The 22,357-nt window shown below is 56.1% G+C and carries 13 protein-coding genes and 4 pseudogenes; 10 read left to right on the forward strand and 7 right to left on the reverse strand.

Annotated features, from left to right (window positions below; translation table 11 throughout):
• The 5 genes and pseudogenes from HUO07_RS19640 to HUO07_RS19660 form a co-directional block, all read left to right on the forward strand.
• A pseudogene (locus HUO07_RS19640) lies at nucleotides 1–101 on the forward strand (IS5/IS1182 family transposase); the annotation flags it as partial.
• Between the two features lie 141 nt (nucleotides 102–242).
• Nucleotides 243–1,757 (forward strand): tripartite tricarboxylate transporter permease, encoded by a 1,515-nt coding sequence (locus HUO07_RS19645; protein WP_176304902.1) that lies wholly within the window; start codon nucleotides 243–245, stop codon nucleotides 1,755–1,757.
• A 46-nt stretch (nucleotides 1,758–1,803) separates the two neighbouring features.
• Entirely contained in the window at nucleotides 1,804–3,411 is a 1,608-nt protein-coding gene (locus tag HUO07_RS19650; RefSeq protein WP_176304903.1) for a gamma-glutamyltransferase family protein, read from the forward strand.
• 144 nt (nucleotides 3,412–3,555) lie between these two features.
• Nucleotides 3,556–5,421 (forward strand): ABC transporter ATP-binding protein, encoded by a 1,866-nt coding sequence (locus tag HUO07_RS19655; RefSeq protein WP_176304904.1) that lies wholly within the window; start codon nucleotides 3,556–3,558, stop codon nucleotides 5,419–5,421.
• A 289-nt stretch (nucleotides 5,422–5,710) separates the two neighbouring features.
• Nucleotides 5,711–5,959, forward strand: a complete 249-nt coding sequence (locus HUO07_RS19660; protein ID WP_246286878.1) for a hypothetical protein — start codon at nucleotides 5,711–5,713, stop codon at nucleotides 5,957–5,959.
• 93 nt (nucleotides 5,960–6,052) lie between these two features.
• Here the strand turns inward: HUO07_RS19660 and arfA are convergent, their stop codons facing one another.
• The 5 genes and pseudogenes from arfA to HUO07_RS19685 form a co-directional block, all read right to left on the reverse strand.
• Nucleotides 6,053–6,247, reverse strand: coding sequence for an alternative ribosome rescue factor ArfA (gene arfA / locus HUO07_RS19665; protein WP_246286880.1), 195 nt, complete (start codon nucleotides 6,245–6,247; stop codon nucleotides 6,053–6,055).
• A 78-nt stretch (nucleotides 6,248–6,325) separates the two neighbouring features.
• Nucleotides 6,326–7,135, reverse strand: a pseudogene (gene dkgB, locus HUO07_RS19670) (2,5-didehydrogluconate reductase DkgB).
• Between the two features lie 101 nt (nucleotides 7,136–7,236).
• The gene (locus tag HUO07_RS19675) at nucleotides 7,237–8,958 is read right to left on the reverse strand and encodes a bifunctional protein-serine/threonine kinase/phosphatase (RefSeq protein WP_176304906.1); all 1,722 of its coding nucleotides are present in this window, start codon (nucleotides 8,956–8,958) and stop codon (nucleotides 7,237–7,239) included.
• A gap of 3 nt (nucleotides 8,959–8,961) precedes the next feature.
• Nucleotides 8,962–9,861: a uroporphyrinogen-III C-methyltransferase gene (cobA, locus tag HUO07_RS19680; protein WP_176304907.1), complete on the reverse strand. Its 900-nt coding sequence runs from the start codon at nucleotides 9,859–9,861 to the stop codon at nucleotides 8,962–8,964.
• On the reverse strand, nucleotides 9,821–12,535 hold the full coding sequence (locus tag HUO07_RS19685; RefSeq protein WP_176304908.1) for a nitrate reductase: 2,715 nt from the start codon (nucleotides 12,533–12,535) through the stop codon (nucleotides 9,821–9,823). The genes cobA and HUO07_RS19685 overlap by 41 nt, the downstream gene beginning before the upstream one ends.
• A gap of 735 nt (nucleotides 12,536–13,270) precedes the next feature.
• Here HUO07_RS19685 and HUO07_RS19690 point away from each other — a divergent pair.
• The 3 genes from HUO07_RS19690 to nirD are packed head-to-tail and all read left to right on the forward strand — an operon-like array spanning nucleotide 13,271 to nucleotide 17,569.
• Nucleotides 13,271–14,572 carry an NAD(P)/FAD-dependent oxidoreductase gene (locus tag HUO07_RS19690; protein ID WP_176304909.1) on the forward strand — a complete coding sequence of 434 codons (1,302 nt, stop codon included), beginning with the start codon at nucleotides 13,271–13,273 and terminating at the stop codon, nucleotides 14,570–14,572.
• A gap of 41 nt (nucleotides 14,573–14,613) precedes the next feature.
• Nucleotides 14,614–17,136: a nitrite reductase large subunit NirB gene (gene nirB, locus HUO07_RS19695; RefSeq protein ID WP_176304919.1), complete on the forward strand. Its 2,523-nt coding sequence runs from the start codon at nucleotides 14,614–14,616 to the stop codon at nucleotides 17,134–17,136.
• Between the two features lie 31 nt (nucleotides 17,137–17,167).
• Nucleotides 17,168–17,569 carry a nitrite reductase small subunit NirD gene (nirD, locus tag HUO07_RS19700; protein ID WP_176304910.1) on the forward strand — a complete coding sequence of 134 codons (402 nt, stop codon included), beginning with the start codon at nucleotides 17,168–17,170 and terminating at the stop codon, nucleotides 17,567–17,569.
• Between the two features lie 109 nt (nucleotides 17,570–17,678).
• On the opposite strand, the gene HUO07_RS19705 is transcribed toward nirD, so the two are convergent.
• Nucleotides 17,679–18,515, reverse strand: coding sequence for an alpha/beta fold hydrolase (locus HUO07_RS19705; RefSeq protein ID WP_176304911.1), 837 nt, complete (start codon nucleotides 18,513–18,515; stop codon nucleotides 17,679–17,681).
• A gap of 209 nt (nucleotides 18,516–18,724) precedes the next feature.
• Here HUO07_RS19705 and HUO07_RS19710 point away from each other — a divergent pair, with 209 nt between their 5' ends.
• On the forward strand, nucleotides 18,725–19,654 hold the full coding sequence (locus tag HUO07_RS19710) for a cation diffusion facilitator family transporter (protein ID WP_176304912.1): 930 nt from the start codon (nucleotides 18,725–18,727) through the stop codon (nucleotides 19,652–19,654).
• 16 nt (nucleotides 19,655–19,670) lie between these two features.
• Here the strand turns inward: HUO07_RS19710 and HUO07_RS19715 are convergent.
• Nucleotides 19,671–20,830 (reverse strand): annotated as a pseudogene (locus tag HUO07_RS19715) (MFS transporter).
• A 137-nt stretch (nucleotides 20,831–20,967) separates the two neighbouring features.
• Here HUO07_RS19715 and HUO07_RS19720 point away from each other — a divergent pair.
• Nucleotides 20,968–22,357, forward strand: a pseudogene (locus tag HUO07_RS19720) (aminotransferase-like domain-containing protein).

A 22,357-nucleotide genomic window follows, 5' to 3' on the forward strand; every position in this document is an offset into this window, starting at 1 on the left:
TGAAGCCGTATCGCGCCATAGCGACGCGTTACGACAAGCTCAAGCGAAACTACGAAAGCATGGTGGCCTTAGCTTGTGGTTGTTTATGGCTGCCCATGTGAAACGTCAACAGACCCTAATGGGGATCAATACGCGACGTAAATGGATGATCAATCTCACGCTCAGCTTCACCTTGGCTATCGTGATATTTGTCGTTTTCCGCTATGGCCTGAATGTTTGGCTGCCTTAACCTGGAGTAAATAATGACGAACTTTTTCCTCCAAGCGCTCGCTGAGGTCGGCACACCATCGGTCCTGGGCCTGATCGTTATTGGCGTACTGTTTGGGATTGTGGGCGGTAGTATTCCTGGTTTTACCGTCACCATGGCCATTTTAGTGGTCTTCCCATTCACGTTTGCCATGGACCCGGTAAGCGGCGTTTCATTGATGGTCGGTGTGTTTGTAGGGGGTTACTCAGGCGGCATTGTGTCTGGCGTTATGCTGGGCATACCCGGTACACCCTCTTCTATTACTACCGTCTATGACGGCTACCCGATGGCACAGAAAGGCGAACCTGGCCGTGCCCTGGGCATTGGCGTCGCTTCATCCTTTTTAGGCACCATCATCAGCGTGGCGGTACTGGTATTCTTCGGCCCGTTAATTGCCAGCTTCAGCATGAACTTCCGCCCTTGGGAAATCACTGCGTTGATCGTTTTCGCACTGACACTTGTGGCAGGGCTTTCCAGCGGCGCTCTACTCAAAGGCCTGATGGCTGCGGCTTTGGGGCTTTTAATCACAACCGTTGGTTATGACCGCAACAGTAATCTGCGCTTTGACTTTGGCCTGCCGGCAATGGGTTCTGGGTTTGAAATTCTCCCCGTGATGATCGGCATATTTGCCTTCTCCCAGCTGCTTGGCAATATCGAGAAGCTTAAGGACGAGAAAAGCGAAGCCAAGAAAATCGATACCAATGTCACGATTCCCTACGGCCAAATACTCAAGGATATGGCGGGGCAAAAGCTGAACACGCTGCGCTCTTCTTTAATTGGCAGCTTGGTGGGCGCTCTTCCTGGCACGGGTGGCACCGTCGCTAACTTTTTGAGTTACGACCAAGCCAAGAAATTTTCTCGTCATCCAGAAGAGTTTGGCACCGGCACCCCCAGCGGCATTGTGGCTTCTGAAGCCTCCAATAGCGCGGTAGCAGGTGGTGCGTTCGTGCCAACGCTTGCACTGGGGATACCGGGCGATTTGCCCATGGCGATCATGATGGGTGTACTGATTCTGCACGGTATTACGCCGGGTCCCATGATGTTTGAGCAAAACCCGGTATTGGTTGGCGCTATTTATGCCAGCCTGCTGATCGGCGCGGTGGTCATGGTGCTTTGCAACCTGCTGCTAGTACGCTGGTTCGCCAAGATATCGCTGATCCCCCAACAAATCCTCGTTCCCGTTGTGTTGATGCTGTGTGCCATTGGCGCTTACGCCCTGAATAACAATCTATTTGATATTTGGGTGCTGTTTATCTTCGGGATCATTGGCTACCTGCTTTGGAAAGCGGAAGTGCCGCTGACGCCGCTAATACTAGGTGTAGTGCTCGGCGACAATCTTGAACGCCAGCTATTTCGCGCCCTTGAGCTTAATGAAAGCTGGATGACCTTTTTAACCCGACCACTCTCTGCGCTTTTCTTGGCGTTAGCCGTCGCATCCATTCTGTTTTCGCTCTATCAGGATCGTAAGATCCAGCGCTTAAAGAATGCCGCTCTGCGCGAAAACATTTGATATTCAAATAATTTAGATCAACAGCACTGCTTAAAAGGAAACTGGTATGCAACAAGATGCACTCTACTACCCCAGCGCCTCGCGCCGAATGGCCACATTTGGCAAACGCGGCATGGTCGCTACTTCTCAACCATTAGCGGCGCAGGTGGGTATTAGCATTCTGCAGCAAGGCGGTAATGCGATTGACGCCGCGATTGCCGCCGCTGCTGCATTAACGGTAGTGGAACCCACGTCGAATGGGATAGGAAGCGACGCCTTTGCTATTGTCTGGGTCGACGGCAAACTGCATGGCCTCAATGCCAGTGGCCCCGCCCCGCAAAAGGCTACCATTGAAGCACTGAAAGCACTCGGCCATGACACCGTGCCAAACCACGGCATGCTGCCCGTTACGGTACCCGGCGCTCCTGCTGCGTGGGCAGCTCTGTCTGAGCGCTTTGGCAAGCTGCCGTTTGCAGAGTTGCTAGCCCCTGCCATTGCGCTGGCAGAAGAAGGCTTCCCCGTCTCTCCCGTTATTCATCAAATGTGGAAGGACGCCTTCACCAACTATTCAGCCTATAGCGAGGCTTCTTTCAAACCTTGGTTTGATACGTTTGCCCCCGAAGGTCGGGCACCGGAAGCTGGCGAGCTGTGGCGCTCGGAAGGCCATGCTAAAAGCCTAAAAGCGATTGCCGACACCCACGGCAAGGCATTTTATGAAGGCGAACTGGCCGAGGCTATCGACGCCTTTTCCCGCGAACACGGCGGCCTGTTGCGCAAAGAAGACTTGGCAGCTTACCAGCCGGAGTGGGTCGACCCGATTAGCGTTCGCTACAAAGGGCATGATATTTGGGAGATACCGCCCAACGGCAGCGGCATGATCGTACTTCAAGCGCTGGGTATGCTGGAGCACTTAGGCGAAGAAGGACGCGATCCGGTGGAAACGCTGCACCGTCGTATTGAAGCCACCAAACTAGCCTATGTCGATGGCTTCGCACATGTTACCGACCTGGATGCTATGCGCCCCACCATTGATCAGATGCTGGCCGACGACTATTTGAAGTCCCGTGCTGCACTGATTGGCGAACAGGCAGTTGACCCAGTACACGGCAACCCGATTCAGGGCGGCACGGTGTATCTGGCAACGGCTGACAGCGATGGCAATATGGTGTCACTGATCCAAAGTAACTTTAAAGGCTTTGGCTCAGGCATGGTCGTTCCCGGCACTGGCATCAGCCTGCAAAACCGTGGCTGGTCGTTCTCCCTCGACCCACAGCACCCTAATGCTTTGGCGCCCGGCAAACGCACCTATCACACCATTATCCCCGGGTTTATCACCAAAAATAATCAAGCCGTTGGGCCGTTTGGCGTGATGGGCGGCTATATGCAGCCGCAAGGTCATGTGCAGGTAGTAACGGCGATGCTAGAAGATCAGCTTAACCCCCAAGCAGCCCTCGATATGCCCCGCTGGAAGTGGACCAAAGGCAAAACCATCGAAGTGGAAGCCGATTTTCCCAATCACCTAGCGCTGGCCCTCGCCCGCCGTGGCCACGACATCGTCAAAGTTGCTGACTCTATTAGCTTTGGCCGAGGTCAAATCATTTTACGCGACCCTGAAACGGGCGTACTGCAAGGCGGCACCGAGCCGCGCACCGACGGGGCAGTGCTGCCCTGGTAAATCGCTGTCCTGATAATTATCCATACTGGTAATTCCCTCTCCGCCGCGTTGCCGTTGAAGGCAACCGGCGGTTGAGCTGGCTATCCACGCTTAACCACCGCATCATGGCACTCCTTTTTTACTCGGTGTTTTGCCAGTCTAACTATGTCACCACCACCTTCTGAATCTACTTCCTCCTCACCGTTAAGCGGTTTTTTTGGCGTATTCCGCTATAGCCGACGCGCGCTTGGTTTAGTATGGGAAACCTCTCGCTGGATGATGCTGGGCTTAGCCCTTTGCACCTTAGTGGCGGGGGTACTGCCCGCGGTGGCGGCCTGGGTCGGGCAGTTAATTGTCGATGGCGTGGTAAATGCTATGGAGACACACCGCGAAGCCAACGATCCCAATTTGCTGGTTTCTATCACGCCGGTGTTGAAACTGGTGGGGTTTGAAGCCCTGATCATTGGCTTAATCGCGTTGGCCCAGCGCGGCCTTTCGGCCCAGCAGTCGCTGTTAAGAGCGCTGCTGGGTCAGAAGGTCAATGTGATGATCCTGGAAAAAGCGGGCACGCTGTCACTCAGTCAATTCGAAGACTCTGAGCTTTACGACCAGCTCACGCGTGCACGGCGTGAGGCCTCTACGCGCCCACTTGCGCTGGTGAATAAAACCTTTGGGCTGCTGCAAAATGCGATCTCACTGGGTAGTTTTGGGGTATTGCTGGTGCAGTTCTCTCCTTGGGCACTGCTGATCCTGGTAGCTGGCGCGCTGCCAGTATTTGTATCGGAGGCCAAGTTCTCGGGTGATGCTTTTCGCCTGTTCCGCTGGCGCTCACCGCAAACCCGTATGCAGATTTATTTAGAGACGGTACTTGCACGGGAAGACAGCATTAAAGAGGTCAAACTGTTTGGTCTTGAAGGGTTATTTCTTAAACGCTACCGCGATATTTTTACCCAACTGTTTGCAGAAGATCGTCGTTTAACCCTTCGCCGGGAAAGCTGGGGATTTCTGCTCGGCTTGCTCGGCACCCTAACGTTTTATTTAGCCTATGGCTGGGTAGTGATTGAAACGATTGCCGGAGCACTTACCCTGGGTCAAATGACCATGTATTTGATGGTCTTTAAGCAAGGCCAAGCGGCACTTTCCGCCAGCCTGACTGCCATTAGTGGTATGTATGAAGACAATCTCTACCTTTCCAATCTTTATGAGTACCTGGAGCAGCCGGTTGAGGCCGATGCAGGTACCCTAACCCAGGGTGCACTGCCTGGAGATGGGCTGCGCTTTGAAAATGTCAGTTTCTCTTATCCTGGCAGCGATTCTGTTCTCCAATATCCGGTTCTACACAATATTTCGCTGCACCTCTCCCCTGGGCAGAGCTTGGCGTTGGTGGGTGAAAACGGCTCTGGCAAGACCACGCTGATCAAACTTTTGACGCGGCTCTACCAGCCTACTCAAGGCCGCATTCTATTAGACGGTAGTGATCTACGTGACTGGAGCGCTCAAGCACTGCGTGAGCGTACCGGGGTGATCTTTCAGGACTTCGTGCGCTATCAGCTACAGGTGGGTGAGAACCTTGGCGTCGGCGACACCCATGCCTTTGACGATGAGCAGCGCTGGAAGCAAGCCGCACGGCACGGCATGGCGGACGACTTTATTACCCGCATGGGGAATGGCTACAAAACCCAACTGGGCCGCTGGTTTAAAAATGGCCAAGAGCTCTCCGGCGGTCAGTGGCAGAAGATTGCCCTCTCCCGTGCCTATATGCGTGAAAACGCCGACATCATCGTGCTCGATGAACCTACAGCAGCAATGGACGCCGCCGCAGAAGCCGACGTTTTTGCCCGCTTCCGTGAGCACAGCCGCGATAAAATGGCGATACTGATCTCGCATCGATTCTCCACGGTACGCAGCGCCGACCTCATCTTGGTAATCGACCAGGGCCATATTATTGAACGTGGCACCCATGAAGCACTACTGGAAGCCAATGGGCGTTATGCAAAGCTATTTAAGCTTCAGGCGAAAGGTTATCGTTAACTTTACTGTTGACGCACATATAAGCATCGGTTAAAAGAAAAGAGCTACCATTTTAAGGTAGCTCTTTTCTTTTAACGAGACCTTCTCATGCGCTGGCAAATCCGCGTTACACGAATGAATAAACTGCATCGCATTATTAATAATGCGGTACCAGCTTATTGTCATCGCGCGCCAGAGATGTATTGAGAAAATTGGCCGCGGCAGGTGTCGCGGCCATGTGTTTTATCGTTACTTTTGATGCTTCCTGACCGCGATGTTGCCCGGCCTCCTAACCAAGGAGACCGACCCCATGACAATGGCAACAATCATTCGCAAACTGGTTAATGCTTTTAACCATTATCGTACTCAGCAGCGACTTTACGAAGACCCGCGCTTACACGACCCTCATGTACTAAAGGATATCGGCCTACGCTGGGAGCAGGGCCAATTGGTATCTATTCACAGTATAGAGGAGGCAAGTCAGTTCAACCAACGCCATCAGATTGAAACTCGCGATGCTTATGAAACGTGTCCACATTGCGGGAGTAGTTTGGCGTAGCCGTCGCCCCGGTCACAGGGAGTGACTGGGGCGTCTTATCGTCAGAGAAAATGGCAGAGATATAGCCAAATCGACCAATACAAGAAACTTGGCTCAAGCGGCTTGGCTATATCCCTGCTTAGCGCCTGTATTAGTGGTACGCCCTTTACGTGTGTAACTCCCTTTACCCTTTTTAGGGGTTTGCTGCTGCATTTTAAACATCGGCGTTCTTAGCTGCGCTTTTAACGCGTTATCTTGAATCTTGCGCTGTTTCATCATGTTCTCCGCTAATTTAAGGATGCCTGCCAATGGCAAGCATCCGTTAAGACAGCTATTAATTTTTAGCGTTCCACGTTTTGCCTATTCCGAGTTACTTATTCAATCAGTTTACTCATCCCAAGCGGGCGCGAAATCCGGGTTAGCAATACGCTCTTGGCGATCCAACATGGCAATATCGGCCATTTCACTGTCGCTTAGCACTAAATCAAAGGCAGCGATATTGCTTTGAATATTCCGCGCCTTGGTGGAAGACGGAATAGTGATCATATTGCGCTGGTTTACCCAGGCCAAGGTAATTTGCGTAGGTGTTACGCCATGGGCGTCGGCAATTTTCTGAAGCGTCGGGTCTTCCATTACCTTACCCACTGCCAGCGGCATAAAGGCGGTGACCTGAATACCTTGATGCTCGCAATGCTCCACCAGTTTACGGTTCTGAAGGAAAGGGTGAACCTCAATCTGATTGGTCAGAATTTCTCCTTTGCCCAAAATACTAATCGCTTCGTCTACCTGTTCGCAGGTGAAATTGGAAATACCAATATGGCACGCCTTACCTTCTGCTTTGACTTCTTTAAGCGCCGTTAAATAATCCGCCATCGGCACTTCATCGTTGGGCGAGGGCCAGTGAATCAATAACAAATCAACGTAACCTGTGCCCAGCTTCTGAAGGCTCTCATCTACGCTGGCTTTAAATGTGGCCGGTTCCAGGTTGTCAAATCACACTTTGGTGGTAAGAAAAATATCGCTGCGGTGCACGTCGCTGTCACGAATCGCCGCTCCCACATCCGCTTCGTTACCATAAAACTGGGCGGTATCGATGTGCCGATACCCCGCCTCAAGCGCCACATGAATACTCTGCTTGAGCGTCTCGCCTTCCAGGCGAAAGGTACCGAAACCGGGGTTAGGCATTACATTTTGCATCATTAACGCCCTTTTCTATTGATAGCGTGTTAACTACATGGGGTAGCAGCCGCCCCACTTCAACCCCATTGCCTGTTGTTTCCAGATCAACAGCAGCGCCGTCAACGTAATAACAAAATGATAACTACTATCGCCAGCGTCAGCGATACACCTTTCCAGAACAGTACCGGGTCACGTTCTAGCAGGGGTAACTGGGCGCGCTTAAGCATTTCCTGGCTTGGCGAGCGCAGCTCAAAGATAAACTCCGAAAGCGCTGAATAGCGCTTGTGAGGGTTGGGATGCAAGGCTTTTTTAAGTACCTCATCCACCCAGGCGGGCAGTTCACGGTTTTCGCTGAGGGCTGATTGATAGGCAAGTTTATGCTGTGCCGCCCGAGTGCGGGTTTTGGCCACCTCGGTGCCATAGGGAAGCGTTCCGGTGAGCAGTTGGTAAGTGATAACGGCCAGGGAGTATTGATCTGCCTGGGGAGATCCCCCCTCCCCCAGAAAATACTCCGGCGCGGTGTACTGGGCGGTGCCTAAAATATCGCTGCCAGCCAGGTCTTCGCCCGCTGCCTCGGCAATACCGGCCACCTTGGCTGCACCAAAATCAATCAGCGTCACGGTGCCGTGGCGGTCAACCATGACGTTGTCGGGGCGCAAATCCTGATGCAGCATTTCCAGACGGTGGAAGGCGCGCAGCCCTTTGGCAATCTGCTCGACAATCGGGCGCACGCTGGTCAACTCGGCGTTGGGGTGATCGCGCATCCATTGGGTCAGGGTGTGCCCTTCGATATATGCCAGCACCGTATAAAGGTAGTGGCGAGGGCGTTCTTGCGCGGGGGCTTTTAGCACGTGGGCATTGTCGATTCGGCGGGCAATCCACTCTTCGCGCACAAACCGCTCAATGCTTGCCGGGTCTTGGCTTAGCTCGGTGGAAAGGGTCTTCAGCGCCACTTTATGGCCGCTTGATATCTCTTCTGCCAAGAAGACATGGCTGCGGCTACTGGCATGCAGTGGGCGCACGATACGATAGCCATCCAGCTCGCTTCCTGCGCGCAGCTCCGGCGGCTGGGGTAGCGCACCAAGTGCTGCATAAAGCTCATCCGCACGGCCGTCGGGCAGCGTCTCAATGCGTACAATCTGCACCGTCAGATTATCATCGCTACCGTTCTCGATTGCCACGGTAATCATCGCCTCGGCGGCGGCGTCCAGATCGCTCCAGTGGGCATGAATCAGTGCCGCCATTTCGGTCGCTGGCAGCCACTCATAAACCCCATCGGTGGCGAGCACAAACACATCGCCTGCACTAATCGATACCGCACGATAATCCAGCTCCAGATGCTGACCAGCGCCCATGGCGCGGCTTAAATGACTCACTTCCCGTGACGCCCAGAAGCGGTGGTCCTCGGTCAACGGCTCCAGCGTGTTGCCCGCCAGCTGGTAGATGCGGCTATCGCCGACATGAAATAGATGCGCAGTAGTGGACTTGATCACCATCGCGCTCAAGGTACATACATAACCGCGATCCAGGTTGTAGCGGTACTGGCTTTGCCGGGTTTGGGCGTAAAGCCATGCATTGGTGGCTTGCAGTACACGCTGGGCTGAGGTTTTCACCGCCCAGGTGGCCGGGGTGGCGTAGTAGTCCGTCAGAAAGCCGCCCACCGCAGCTTCACTTGCCTCTCGGCTCACCTCGCTACTGCTGATCCCATCCGCCAACGCGATCGCAATGCCTTTGGTGGCACGCTGGGATTCATTGGGCAGGTAAGCGCCAAAAAAATCCTGATTGCTTGGTTTGCGCCCTTTATCTGAGTGCTGGCCTAGCGAAATGGTCAGCGTTGCCATCGGCTAACGAGCACCTTCGCTGGAACGACTTACGGCGGCTAGCTCGACGGGCGACGTGGCGACCCTTTGCACCACGCTGCCCACCACAATTAAGCAGGGAGATGGCAGAGGGTGGGCAGCGAGTTTTTCGGGCATATCCTCAAGCGAGCCCACCAGCGACTGCTGTTCGGGCTGGCTGGCATTGGCAACTAGCATGATGGGCCACTCATCCGGCAGACCCGCCTGACGCAGGCCGTGGCAAATTGCACTCACTTTGGAAAGCCCCATGTAAAACACCAGGGTTTCATCTTTGCGCGCCAGTGCTTGCCAGTCCGGCGTGCCGTCTTCGCGGCATAGCTGGGCGGTAACAAAGCGCAGTTGCTGCGCATGGCCACGATCGGTGAGCGGGATACCCATGCAGGCCGCGGCGGCAGAGGCCGCGGTAATTCCCGGCACAATAGTGGCAGTCACCTGGGCGGCAGCCAGGGCATCCAGTTCCTCGCCCATGCGCGCAAACACAGCCGGGTCGCCGCCCTTAAGCCGCACTACCGATTTCCCTTCGCGGGCGAGTTTTACCATCAGCTCACCGATTTCCGCTTGCGGTACGCTGTGGTGGCCGCGGGCTTTGCCCACGTAGTAGCGCTCGCTGCCGTTGGGAATCAGCGCCAGCACGTCATCGCCCACCAAGCGGTCATACACCACGGCATCTGCCTGCATTAACAGCCGAGCGGCCTTGAGGGTTAACAGCTCCGCATCACCACTGCCTGCACCGACCAGATAGACCTGACCGGCGTGGCACTCGCCATGCAGCGGCAGGCGTAAATCAGTGTCACATTTGCGACCCAACGATGACCGCACTGGTGACGACAATCGCATAAAGGCGTTAAACCACTTCAGTAGCAATGGGTTGCTTAGTACGCGCATTGGGCCGCTCCTCTTCAATCAGTGATTTCAATTCAGGAATACAGCTACCGCATTGGGTGCCGCAGGCAAGTCTCGCGCCCAACGCTTCTACGCTGGTATCGCCTGCACGAATAGCGTTGGCAATGGTGGTTTGGCCGACCTGGTGACAGCTGCACACCACCGGGCCAGTATCAGCAGCGCCGTCATCGCAGCCCGCTAATAAGCGGCGGCGGTGGGTATCGCTTAGCTCCGCCTCGTTAAAACGCGCTTCCAGCCAAGCCAGCCCTGGCAACTCTTTGGGTGGGCCAACCATCAGCCACCAGCGCAGCTTGCCATTTTCCACACAGGCGGCACGCAGCCGTCCGTTAGTGGGGTCTTGGCTGACCACCGCTACTTCCCCAGGCAGCCACTCTTTCAACTGCGCCAACCAATCGTTAACCGACTGTGTATGGGCAAGCTGCCAGCGCTGGCAGCCGCGCATGGGTATAAGTGTCCAATAAGCACTGATGCACCACGGCGTCAACTCAGTGGCGCCATCAGCGACCAGCAGAGTGGCCTGCCACTCAGTGGCAAGCGGGCCCAACGCCACGGCGCCGTGCTTTGATTCCGGCTGCCCTGAAAGCGGGTCTGTGATGCCGCCGATCAGCGCGCTACTTCTGGCCTGCTGGGTAAAACAGTCAGTCCAGTGGATGGGCACAAACACCTCGCCGCGGCGCTGGGCATTGGACACCCGCACTCGAGCCCGAAACTCGCCCTTCGCGGCGCTTAGTACCGCCAAGCCTTGATCTACCACACCGGCGTCCTGAGCGTCATCAGGATGCACGTCCATGAACGGCTCCGCACGGTGATTCATCAGCCTCGGGGCGCGCGCAGTACGGGTCATGGTGTGCCACTGATCACGGATTCGCCCTGTGTTTAAGCGCAGCGGATAGGCGGCGCTGAGCGCTTGTACAGGGCCCTGTGGCTTAATCGCCAACAGTTTGGCACGGCCATTGGCCGTGGCGAACTCGCCATTTTCAAACAAGCGCGCGGTTCCCTGCGGCGCTTGAGAAGTCACTGGCCACTGAACCGGCGCCAAGGCATCGTAGTCTTTCCGGCCCAGGCCCACCAAGCCCGAGATATCGAAAAGCCGCTTCGGGCTGCCGGCTAGCCCATTTTCAAATCCAGACAGCCGGGCGTGTTCATCAAATATTTCCCAGGGGTGCGAGTAGTTAAACGCCTCGGCAAACCCCAGCCGTTTGGCCACTTCGGCGATGATCCACCAATCATGGCGAGCTTCCCCTGGGGGTGGCAGCATCCCCCGCTGGCGGGAGATGCGCCGCTCGGAGTTGGTCACGGTGCCATCTTTTTCTGACCACCCCGAGGCTGGCAGCACGATATCTGCATAAGGCAGCAAATCAGTATGGGCGGCACACTCAGAGACAATCACCAGCGGGCATTTTTCCAGCGCAGCGCGTACTCGCGCGGCATCGGGCAGGCTAATCGCGGGATTGGTGGCCATCACCCAGAGCGCTTTTATCTCGCCTCGCTCAATGGCTTCAAACAGTTCCACCGCTTTATAACCCGGCCCTTCCGGCAGGATGGGTGTGAGATTATCGGTCGCCCAGAAACGGCTGACCAGATCAAGGGCACCGGGGGTATGGTAATCCATGTGCGCAGCTAGCTGGTTGGCTAGCCCACCTACTTCGCGCCCGCCCATGGCATTGGGTTGGCCAGTAATCGAGAACGGCCCTGCCCCCGGCAAACCGATTTTTCCGCCCGCCAGATGGCAGTTAATAATCGCGTTGCATTTATCGGTGCCGCTGGCGGATTGGTTAACGCCCTGGGAATAGAGCGTGACCACATGTAGTTGGCTGGCAAACCAGTAGTAGAAGGTTTCCAGGCGTTCGGGGTCGACATCGCAGGCAGCAGCTACTTCCGCCACCGAGCCAGCGGTTTGTTGCGCTGCCGCCAGGGCCTCTTCAACGCCTTCGGTGTGACGCTCAAGATAGAGCGTATCGAGCTTGCGACGCTTTGCCATCCACGCCAGCAGGCCGTTAAATAGGTAAGCATCGCTGCCCGGCTTAATCCCCAGGTAGAGGTCAGCGATTTCACAGCTATCGGTCACCCGCGGGTCGATGACGACCAAGCGCATTAGTGGGTTGCGCTCTTTAGCGACTTTAATGCGTTGGTAAAGCACCGGATGGTTCCAGGCCAAGTTGGAGCCCACCAGCACGACCAGCTCCGCCTCTTCCAAGTCTTCGTAGTTGCACGGCACCGCATCCGCGCCGAAGGCACGCTTATAACCAACGACCGCGGAGGCCATGCACAGTCGCGAGTTGGTATCTAAATGAGGCGTGCCCAAAAAGCCTTTAAACAGCTTATTGGCCATATAGTAATCTTCCGTTAAGAGCTGCCCCGACAGGTACGCCGCTACGCTGTGATTGCCATGCTCGGCCCGCTGAGCGTTTAAACGCTCAGCGGTGGTGCTCAGTGCGGACTCCCAGGAGACCTCGACGCCATCTACACGCGGATGCGTCAGGCGGCCCTGCTCGCCCAACGTCTCATGTAGCGCAGAACCTTTGACACACAGCCGACCATAATTCGCAGGGTGCTCACGGTCGCCTTCTACAGCGCTTAGCGTGCCTGCTTCAATGGTCGCCGTCACGCCGCAGCCGACGCCGCAGTAGGGGCATGTGGTTTTGGCCTGAGTCATAGCTACTCCTCGGATTCCTCATTAGCGCCAAGCAAAAAAACGCCCAGTCCCGTTCTCTAATGCGCTATGTAAACGCATTAAGAGAAAAGGGCTGGACGTCGTTGCCACAGCGCACCTTCTTCGGTGCAGTACTCTTTTCAAACAACTGCAAAATTTTTAACAGCTACACATTTTCTAACGGCTAGTTGTTTTTTTAACGGCTTTGGAATTGTTCGCTGCCATCGCCAAACAATGAGCGCTTATCCCTTGTTAACTCACTTATTGCCTTGATAGCTGCAAGAGCCAAGCCGACAACCGGCCTATTGAAAATTAACTACTTAAAAACAAATAGTTAAAAAATAAAAGAGCATCACGCAATGCTCTTTGTGGCACTGTGGCCACGCTAAATGGCGTGTGAGAGTGCACGCCACCTCCCTTTTCGCACCATCGCTGTGCAGCTTGCTCTAACAGCAAGGGTACCGCCTCTCTACTCTAACCATCTAAACAACTGATGTAGCTGAATAAATAATGATTAAAGGCCAGTTGGCTAGCTCCTTGCTTTATACACGGTAAGGTTTTTAATCAGCTGGCAGCCAATGGCGGTTGTCGCGCGTTTAAAGCATAGATTTTAAACAACGCTGTCGGGCAACGACGCCCCTGATGTTCCTTCTTTCTGCTCATTGTGGAAAGGAAGGTGCGTCAGGGGCGTTTTTTGTTTGGTGCTCAAGAAGCCGCAAAGACACAGAGGAGCCACCCATGGAAACCACTTCCCGGTGCTCACACAATGACCATCTGGTGATTATTGGCAACGGTATGGCCAGCCATCGCCTGATTGAGGCGTTGGTGAAACTACCCACGCGTCCTCAGCGCATCACGGTGATTGGCGCCGAGCCAACCCCCGCTTATAACCGTATTCTGCTCTCGCCTCTGCTGGCCGGAGAAATGCAGCAGGACGCACTCACTCTGCGTGATGCTCAGTGGTACGCGAACCAGGGTGTCACGCTGATTCTTGGCGAAAAGGTCGACAACCTTCATCGCGACCGCCAAACCGTGGTAACGAATACCGGACGCACGCTGCCTTATGACCACCTGGTGCTTGCTACCGGATCGCGCCCAGCGATGCCCGATGTTCCCGGTATTGAGCTGGCGGGCGTGCACGGCTTTCGTGACTTGCAAGATGCTGATGCGCTGACCGACATCGCTCAACGTGGTGGTGAGGCAGTCGTGATTGGCGGCGGCCTGCTAGGCCTAGAAGCTGCCGAAGGGCTGCGCAAGCGCGGCAACGCTATCAGCGTCAGCGTGCTCCAGCGCAGCGAACGGCTAATGAACCGCCAGCTGGATACGACCGCCTCACACCTGCTTGAAAACGAACTGGCCCAGCGCGGCTTGAAGGTTATTACCGGCGCCCAGTTAGCGCGGCTAGAAGGCGACGCCCAAGGACAGGTCAGCAAGATTCATCTTGATGATGGCCGCCAACTGGCTGCCACGAGCGTCATTATCGCGGCGGGCATTACGCCTAACGCAGCACTTGGCCACCAAGCGGGTCTGACCACCGAGCGCGCTATCGTGGTGGATGAATTTCTCATCACCAGCGACCCGGCTATCTCAGCGCTGGGCGAGTGCTGCCAATTTGATGGCACTACTTATGGCTTGGTGGAACCGATCTGGCGTCAGGTGGAAGTACTCGCCGCCCGGCTAGGTGGCACGCCTACCCTTGGCTACACGGATGCCCCCAGCGCCACCAAACTCAAAATCAGCGGCGTGGCGCTCTACGCCTTTGGCCCCACCGAGGCCAGCGTCGAGCACGAAGTGCTGAGCTACCACGATATTGAGCGCGGCGACTACCGCCGCCTGCTGTTGCGTGACGGCCAGATAGAGGGCGCGGTGCTTTACGGCGACACCAGCCAAGGCCCTTGGTACTTCGACCAAGCGCTAGCCGGTAGCGATCTGAATAACTGCCGTCAGGCGCTGCTTTTTGGCGCCGCCGACGTTAACGCCCTACAGGCAGCCCAAGGCGATTCTGACACTTCTCATCTTCCTACTTCAGAGGCGGCATAACGATGGTTACTAACAATGTTATTAACGACGTTACTCAGAACATGACAACTCCTGAACAGCTCATCATTATCGGCAACGGCATGGTTGGCCATCACTTGGTCGAGCAGCTCGTCGATAACGGCGCCCTTGAGCGCTATCAAGTCACCGTGTTTGGCGAAGAGCGCCACCGCGCCTACGACCGAGTGCATCTGTCCGAATACTTCAGCGGTCGCGATGCCGATTCGCTGGCGCTATGCGAAGCGGATTACTACGACGTAAGCGGCGTGGAACTGCGCACTGGCGAGGCCGTAATCGAAATCGACCGCAACGCGCAAGAAGTGGTCACCGACCAAGGCCGTTACCCGTATAACCGCCTGGTGCTGGCCACCGGCTCCTTCCCCTTTGTGCCGCCGATTCCTGGTAATGACCGCGATGGCTGCCTGGTGTACCGCACCCTGGACGATTTAGACGCCATCCAAGCCGCCGCCGAAAACGCGACTACTGGCGTAGTAGTAGGCGGCGGACTACTCGGTTTGGAAGCGGCGAATGCGCTGCGCGGCCTAAACCTGGATACCGCCGTGGTGGAGTTCGCGTCACGCCTAATGCCGATGCAGGTGGATAATGAAGGCGGCGAGCTGCTGCGCGAAAAAATCGAAGCCCTGGGCGTACAAGTACTCACCGAGCGCGCCACCCAGCGTATAGAAGATGGCGAGGCGAGCCGTCACCGCATGGTCTTCCAGGACGACAAGGTGTTGGAAACTGACCTGATTGTGTTCTCGGCGGGCATCCGCCCCCGCGACCAGCTAGCTCGCGACTGCGGCCTGGAGATTGGCGAACGCGGCGGCGTGGTAGTGGATAACCAGTGCCTGACCAACGACCCAGCCATTCTGGCGATTGGCGAAGTCGCGCTATGGAATCAGAGCATTTTCGGCTTGGTGGCGCCGGGCTACCAGATGGCCAAGACGGCGCTGTCGACGCTAACCGAAGGCGATATCCAGTTTGGCGGCGCCGACATGAGCACCAAGCTCAAGCTGCTGGGTGTGGATGTGGGCTCGATTGGCGATGCCCACGGCAACCAGAACCCCGGCGCGCGGATGTTTCGCTACCTGGATCCCATCAAGCAGGAGTACCGCAAGCTGGTAGTCTCCAGCGATGGTAAAAAACTACTGGGCGCCATGCTGGTCGGCGACAACGGCGTTTACGACACGCTGCTGCAGTACTACTCCAACGGTATTGAGCTGCCTGATGAACCCGCCTCGCTGATTCTGCCGCAAAGCAGCGGCGCCGCGCCCACACTCGGCCCCGGTGCACTGCCGGAAACCGCTACTATCTGCTCTTGCCATAACGTCACCAAGGGCGATATTTGCGCCACCATTGACGACGGCGCGGTAGACCTTGGTGGCGTCAAAGGCGCCACCAAGGCCAGCACCGGCTGTGGCGGCTGCACCGCGCTGCTTAAAAGCGTGGTGGATCACGAGCTGGAAGCCCGCGGCGTGGAAGTTGATAAATCGATTTGCGAGCACTTCGCCCATACCCGCCAGGGGCTTTACGATATCGTTCGTGTCGAGGGCATTAAAACCTTCACCGACTTGATTGAAAAACACGGCAACGCCGACACCCACCGTCTGGGCTGCGATATCTGTAAACCCGCCGTGGCGTCCATTCTGGCCTCCTGCTTTAACGAGCCGATCACCGATGCGGCGCATATCCCGTTGCAGGATACCAACGACACCTTCATGGCCAACATGCAGAAAAACGGCACCTACTCGGTGGTACCGCGTGTGGCCGGTGGTGAGATCACGCCCGACAAACTGATCGCCCTGGGCGAAGTGGCCAACAAATATAGCCTCTACTCCAAGGTGACTGGCGGCCAGCGTATCGACCTGTTCGGAGCGCGACTGGAAGACCTGCCGGATATCTGGAGCGAGCTGATTGCGGCAGGCTTCGAGACCGGTCACGCCTACGGTAAATCGTTGCGCACGGTGAAATCTTGTGTGGGCAGCACCTGGTGCCGCTATGGCGTACAGGACAGCGTTGGCATGGCGATCCAGCTGGAGAACCGATACAAAGGCCTGCGTTCCCCTCACAAGATCAAATTCGGCGTTTCCGGTTGCACCCGCGAATGTGCAGAAGCACAGAGCAAAGATATCGGTATTATTGCCACCGAAAACGGCTGGAACCTCTACGTGTGCGGTAACGGCGGCATGCGCCCGCGCCACGCCGAACTGTTCGCCACGGATCTCGACGACGAGCAGCTCTACCGCACCATTGATCGCTTCTTGATGTTTTACGTGCGCACCGCCGACCGGCTACAGCGCACCTCAGTATGGCGTGAAAATCTCGAGGGCGGCCTGGAGTATCTCAAAGAGGTGATTCTGGAAGACAGTCTGGGTATCAACGACGAGCTAGAGCGTCAGATGCAAACCGTGGTGGACACCTACCAGTGCGAATGGGCAGACGCCATTAGCGACCCGGAAAAGCTCAAGCGTTTCCGCAGCTTCGTCAACGACGACCGCCCAGATCCGTCGATCATTATGACCTCTGAACGCGGCCAGCCACGGCCAGCCCAGACTACTTCTCACTGACGCTTTTAAATAGCTATAGAAGAGGCAACCCATGACCGCAACGGCACTGAAAAAAGAGATGGATATGGCGGATGTTCAAAACAGTAAGGCATGGCAAAAAGCCTGCACCAAAGCCGACCTAGTCGCGTTCTCCGGCGTCGCCGCTTGGTTGGAAACCGTCGACGGTCCCGCCCAGGTCGCTATTTTCTACTTGCCCGGGCTGCGAGGGCAGAGCGATGAACTCTATGCTCTCGATCATCATGACCCCTTCTCGAACGCCAACGTAATCGCCCGAGGCATTGTCGGCGACCTTAAAGGCGCCCCAGTAGTCGCCTCGCCTATCTACAAGCAGCACTTCCGTCTTGAAGATGGCCAGTGTCTGGAGGATGAAAGCGTCAAACTGCGCACCTGGAAGATCGAATTTAAAGGTGATGAGGTGTGGGTTGAGGGGTAAAGGGGTTATTTAGCCCGATAAAACGACAACACCGCCTTCAGGGCGGCGTTGTCGTTAGCAGGCGGTAACTCTCAAACGTTATTCATCCAGATGCTTATTCATCCACCCCCTAATCATTCATAAACTGAATCAGCGCCTGATTAAACTCCTCAGCGTGTGTAGCATTCAGGCCGTGGGGCCCACCTTTAATCACTTCTGATTTGGCATTGGGCAGTAGCTCCTGGGCCCGCTTGCCGCTGACCTCAAAGGGCACGATGCCGTCTGCATCACCGTGCAGCACTAGCGTGGGAATATCGATCTTAGGCAAGTCTTTGCGGAAATCGGTGTAGCTGAAGGCTTTGATGCAGTCGTAGGTCGCTTGGGGTGATGCAAAGGCGGCAATATCACGATGATACTGGCGATTTGGTTCACTGATTAAATCGCTGCGTTCACCGGCAGCAAAGAAGTTCTTGGTAAACTCCTCCAGGAAGGCGATACGGTCACCTTTGACTCCCTCCAGGAACTGATTGATCGTCGCATCGTCCAGGCCACCTTCAGGGTTATCATCAGCTTTATACAGGTAAGGCGGCACAGCAGCGGCAAACACGGCTTTACTCACCCGGCCAGTGCCGTAGCTTGAGAGGTAGCGGGCCACTTCGCCGCCGCCCATAGAAAAGCCCACCAGGGCGGCATCGTGTAGATCCAGCGTGTCGATCAATTTTTTAAGATCTGTTGCGAGCGTATCGTAGTCGTAGCCGCCATCGGCCTGCGTCGACCAGCCAAATCCCCGGCGGTCATAGGTCACGACTTTATAACCCGCCTCAACCAGCGCTGGCACCTGTTTTTCCCATGAACGGCCACTGAGTGGCCAGCCATGAATGAGTACCACGGGCTTACCTGCCCCACGCACTTCGTAATAAAGCTCTACCGGCGTGCCCTGCTCCGTTCCTACGCTCAGCATTGGCATCGTCTCACCCTCCTGTTTGGCTTAACGTGAATCAAATAAACGTGCTCTAAGGTTAGTAGAACTGGCGGTGCTGTCCAAAAGCAGGCGTTGGGCAGTCTGGTCAGAAAACAGGATGGAAGACATCGGCACGGCGCCGTCGATAAGTTGCTAACAAAATTGCTATGCTTAGCGGCTATTTATACGGTGTGCACACTGGAGCAGAAACGTTCGTGAAGACAGAATCGAGTACCTTGGCCTTCTCCGCTTTTATGGCGCTGCTCATTGGCTGTGCAGGCATCGTGGCCACGCTGGCCTCTAACTCTCAAGCGATCCTGTTGGATGGGCTATTTAATCTGATCTATTTCAGCGTTGCCCTCGTAACCATTAAAGTCAGCAAGCTTGCCAGCCGCCCGGATAGCGAATCCTACCCTTTTGGCTATAGCTACTTCGAGTCGCTGGTCAATCTTTGCAAAGGGCTGCTGATTTTAGGTGTTTCCATTTTTGCACTGGTGGATGCTGTCGCTGCGCTACTAACAGGCGGTCGTGACATTGCCGCTGGGCTTGCCGTTATCTACGCTCTTTTTGCCACTGCGGCCTGCTCGCTTACCGCCTGGGTGATGCACCGCAGTCAGCGCCATGTCAGTAGCCCTCTGGTGGCGGCAGACAAACTCAACTGGCTAGTCAACAGCGTCATTTCTGCTGCCGTACTCGCGGCGTTTTGTCTGGTGATGCTGTTTGAACACCTGGGCTGGCAGACCATTCTGCCCTACGTGGATGCGGTATTGGTGATTGCGGTGGTGGTACTGTGTTTGGGCGTGCCGGTGCGCATGGCTTCACAAGCGCTGCAGGAACTGCTTAACAAGACCCCGGAAGAGGCCATCGCAGCACCCGTCCGCCGCGCCGTTGCGAATGCCCTGGCGGGCACTGACACGCAAGAGGTACGCGTGCGCATGGTTCGCCCTGGCCGCCTGCTGTATGTGATGGTGCATGTGGTATTGCCAGAGGAACCCGATCTAACCATCGTTCACCAAGATGCGCTGCGCGCACGGGTCGATGAAGAAGTGCGCCGTTACTATTCGCTGGTGGTGTGTGACGTGGTGTTTACCGCCAACACCCGCTGGGCCGCGCCCTCTTGCGGGCTGCTGGTCGAAAAAGGTTAGCTTGAATGATCGTCGATCACGTGAGCGCTCTGCGCAGCAAGGCGAACGCCGTAATCACACCGCCCAATAGCGCAAAACCAAACAGCGTTAGCGCCAGGGTATGCCCCACTGCATCAATGAGTATTCCGGTCGTGATCACCGGGAGGCTGAAGCCAACATACGCCATCAAAAAGTAGCCTGCGCTGGCCTGGGGCGCAGAGGCACCGGCTGCTGCCAACACGCCACTCAACCCACCCAGGTAGATAAACCCATAGCAGGCGCTGCTGGCAGCCACCGTGCCCAGCAGCACCGCTGCCAGGTAGCCTTGAACGGCTCCCCAGGCGATCAGCGCATAGGCCATCGGCAAAATCACCAGCCCCAGTAGCGTCGCACTTCGTGGTGTGAACCTTCTTGCCCAGGGCTGAAACAGCACCCCACAGCTGCAAATACCGAACGTGGCGAAGCCGCTCCAGGCGGATAAACCGTGTCGCTGCAGGGCGGAAGGGAGTATCGCAATCACTAACCCCACCGTCGCCCAGGCCAGCAAAATAGCCAACCCAAAGGCAAAAGCGCCCCGAGGATAGCTGGGCAGACGCAGCAGCGAGCGCTTAGTGTCACTCGGCGGGCTATCCTCCAGTGTGGTGACCACCACTAGTGCCAGCACCGCGGCGACCAAGTAAACCCATAGGCTGGGCGGCGACACACTGGGGGTATGAAAAAGAAACAAGCTGGTGACCGCTGCCCCCAGGCCAAACCCAAGCGAGGTGCTGGCCGTCACGTAATTGGTGGCGAGGCGATTATCATCCCCATCCACGAGCAGTTGCATATACGCAGGCGCCACTGCCGACGTTAATCCCATGCTAATACCCAACAGGAAGCGGGCAACCCCTAGTGCCACCAGGTTGGGAGCTATCAAGATCATCGCCGTCGCCATCAGGCTTAACAGTAGTGCAGCAATGATCATTGGCTTGCGCCCCACCCGATCTGCCAAGCCATTTAAGCCCAGCAGTACCGGCAAGACACCCGCCACATAGCAAGCAAAGGCGAACGTGGTTGCCCCTACCCCCCAGCCATCACGCACCGCCAGTGCATCGTAGAGCGCGCCTGTAAATTAACTGCCGTGGTAATCATGCACAGCGCAAAGGCCAGGCCAACAGCGCTACGTTGGGTGATGGTTCGATTTAAAGCGCGATTCATAGCGTTATCCTAAATAAGCCAGTATTTGAACCACTAAGCTCCCACGCTTGCCGATCACCGGTAAGGTACACTTAACCACCACTTTCAAAACACTGTTCCGCCTTTTTCGAGAACAGTTGTGAGCCACAGGGTCAGCTATGAAGCTTAAGGTTAACCGCGACGCCCCCACGCCCATTGCACAGCAGATTGAAGCCGGTATTCGCACCTGGATTGCAGCGCACGGTGCCGGTGGTGGCCGCCGTTTACCCTCTATTCGCCGCTTGGTCGCGACCCATCACATTAGCCGTAACGCGGTGATTGACGCCTATGAGCGCTTGGTGGCTGCCGGTTTGGTACGCTCACGGCCCGGTTCAGGTTTTTATGTGGCGGATAGCGCGGCAGGACTGGTATCACAACCAGCAGCTACGAGCGGATTGGAAGAGGTCACCAATGGCCTGTGGGGGCTTTTCAGTGCCAACGAGCACACGCTTAAGCTGGGCTGCGGCTGGCTGCCCAGCCACTGGCGCGAGGGCGATGACCTGACCCACGCCATTCGCCAGGTCGCGCGTAAAAGCCGCTCGGGAATTTTCGAGTACAGCACGCCCCAGGGGCCAGAGGAGTTGCGCGGCTTGATCCAGGAACGCCTGCGCCCCCTATCGATTACCGCTAATGCCGAGCAGATTGTGATGACCGGCGGTGGCAGCCACTCGCTGGATTTGCTGGTAAGAATGCTGCTTAAACCGGGCGATGTGGTGTTCGTGGAATCACCGGGTTATTACAACCTGTTCGGCCTACTGCACCTGCAACACATCCGCGTGATTGGCGTACCGCGATTGGCAGATGGGCCAGATATCGAGCGCCTGGTGGCGTTACTGGCGCAGTACCAACCCAAGCTTTTTTATATTAACAGCGTGTTTCATAACCCCACCGGCAGCACCCTCACCCCAGCGGTGGCTCACCGGGTGTTGCAGCTCGCCGAGCAGCACGATTTTCAGATTATTGAGGACGATATCTACGCGGATTTTCAGCACGCACCGACGACTCGCCTAGCGGCCTTAGACGGTTTGAACCGGGTGCTCTCTCTTGGCAGCTTTTCAAAAAGTCTTTCCTCTTCGCTGCGGGTAGGCTTTATCGCCTCCCCACCCTCTCTGGTGAAGCGCTTGGTTGATATTAAGATGCTGACCAGTATTTCTGCGTCGCGCTTTGCGGAGCAAGTGGTCACTACCATGCTGCAGAACGGCAGTTATCGAAAGCTAACCGAGCGGCTGCGCACCAAGCTCGCCAATCAAATGGCGTTGGCGCTAGGTATTCTCAAAAAGGCAAACTGGGAGGTTTATACCGAACCGACAGGGGGGATGTTTGTGTGGGCCAAACCACCGGCCGCCATCACGCCAGAGGCGCTTTCTGAGCTGGCTGACCGGTGCGAGGTAATGCTGTCACCAGGACATCTATTCTTTGCGGATCATCAACCAACCCCCTGGCTCCGGCTAAACGTTGCCTATATGCAGGGATCCCAGGGCGAAGGCGTTTATTGAAGCAGTCCGTTGA

Source organism: Vreelandella maris (assembly GCF_013371085.1).
In the GTDB taxonomy this organism is placed as follows: domain Bacteria; phylum Pseudomonadota; class Gammaproteobacteria; order Pseudomonadales; family Halomonadaceae; genus Vreelandella; species Vreelandella maris.

What these genes read in the sequence shown, in the direction of transcription:
- HUO07_RS19645 (WP_176304902.1), top strand. Translation starts at nt 243, where the DNA reads ATGACGAACTTTTTCCTCCAAGCGCTCGCTGAGGTCGGCACACCATCG.
- HUO07_RS19650 (WP_176304903.1), top strand. Translation starts at nt 1,804, where the DNA reads ATGCAACAAGATGCACTCTACTACCCCAGCGCCTCGCGCCGAATGGCC.
- HUO07_RS19655 (WP_176304904.1), top strand. Translation starts at nt 3,556, where the DNA reads ATGTCACCACCACCTTCTGAATCTACTTCCTCCTCACCGTTAAGCGGT.
- HUO07_RS19660 (WP_246286878.1), top strand. Translation starts at nt 5,711, where the DNA reads ATGACAATGGCAACAATCATTCGCAAACTGGTTAATGCTTTTAACCAT.
- HUO07_RS19675 (WP_176304906.1), bottom strand. Translation starts at nt 8,958, where the DNA reads ATGGCAACGCTGACCATTTCGCTAGGCCAGCACTCAGATAAAGGGCGC.
- cobA (WP_176304907.1), bottom strand. Translation starts at nt 9,861, where the DNA reads ATGCGCGTACTAAGCAACCCATTGCTACTGAAGTGGTTTAACGCCTTT.
- HUO07_RS19685 (WP_176304908.1), bottom strand. Translation starts at nt 12,535, where the DNA reads ATGACTCAGGCCAAAACCACATGCCCCTACTGCGGCGTCGGCTGCGGC.
- HUO07_RS19690 (WP_176304909.1), top strand. Translation starts at nt 13,271, where the DNA reads ATGGAAACCACTTCCCGGTGCTCACACAATGACCATCTGGTGATTATT.
- nirB (WP_176304919.1), top strand. Translation starts at nt 14,614, where the DNA reads ATGACAACTCCTGAACAGCTCATCATTATCGGCAACGGCATGGTTGGC.
- nirD (WP_176304910.1), top strand. Translation starts at nt 17,168, where the DNA reads ATGACCGCAACGGCACTGAAAAAAGAGATGGATATGGCGGATGTTCAA.
- HUO07_RS19705 (WP_176304911.1), bottom strand. Translation starts at nt 18,515, where the DNA reads ATGCCAATGCTGAGCGTAGGAACGGAGCAGGGCACGCCGGTAGAGCTT.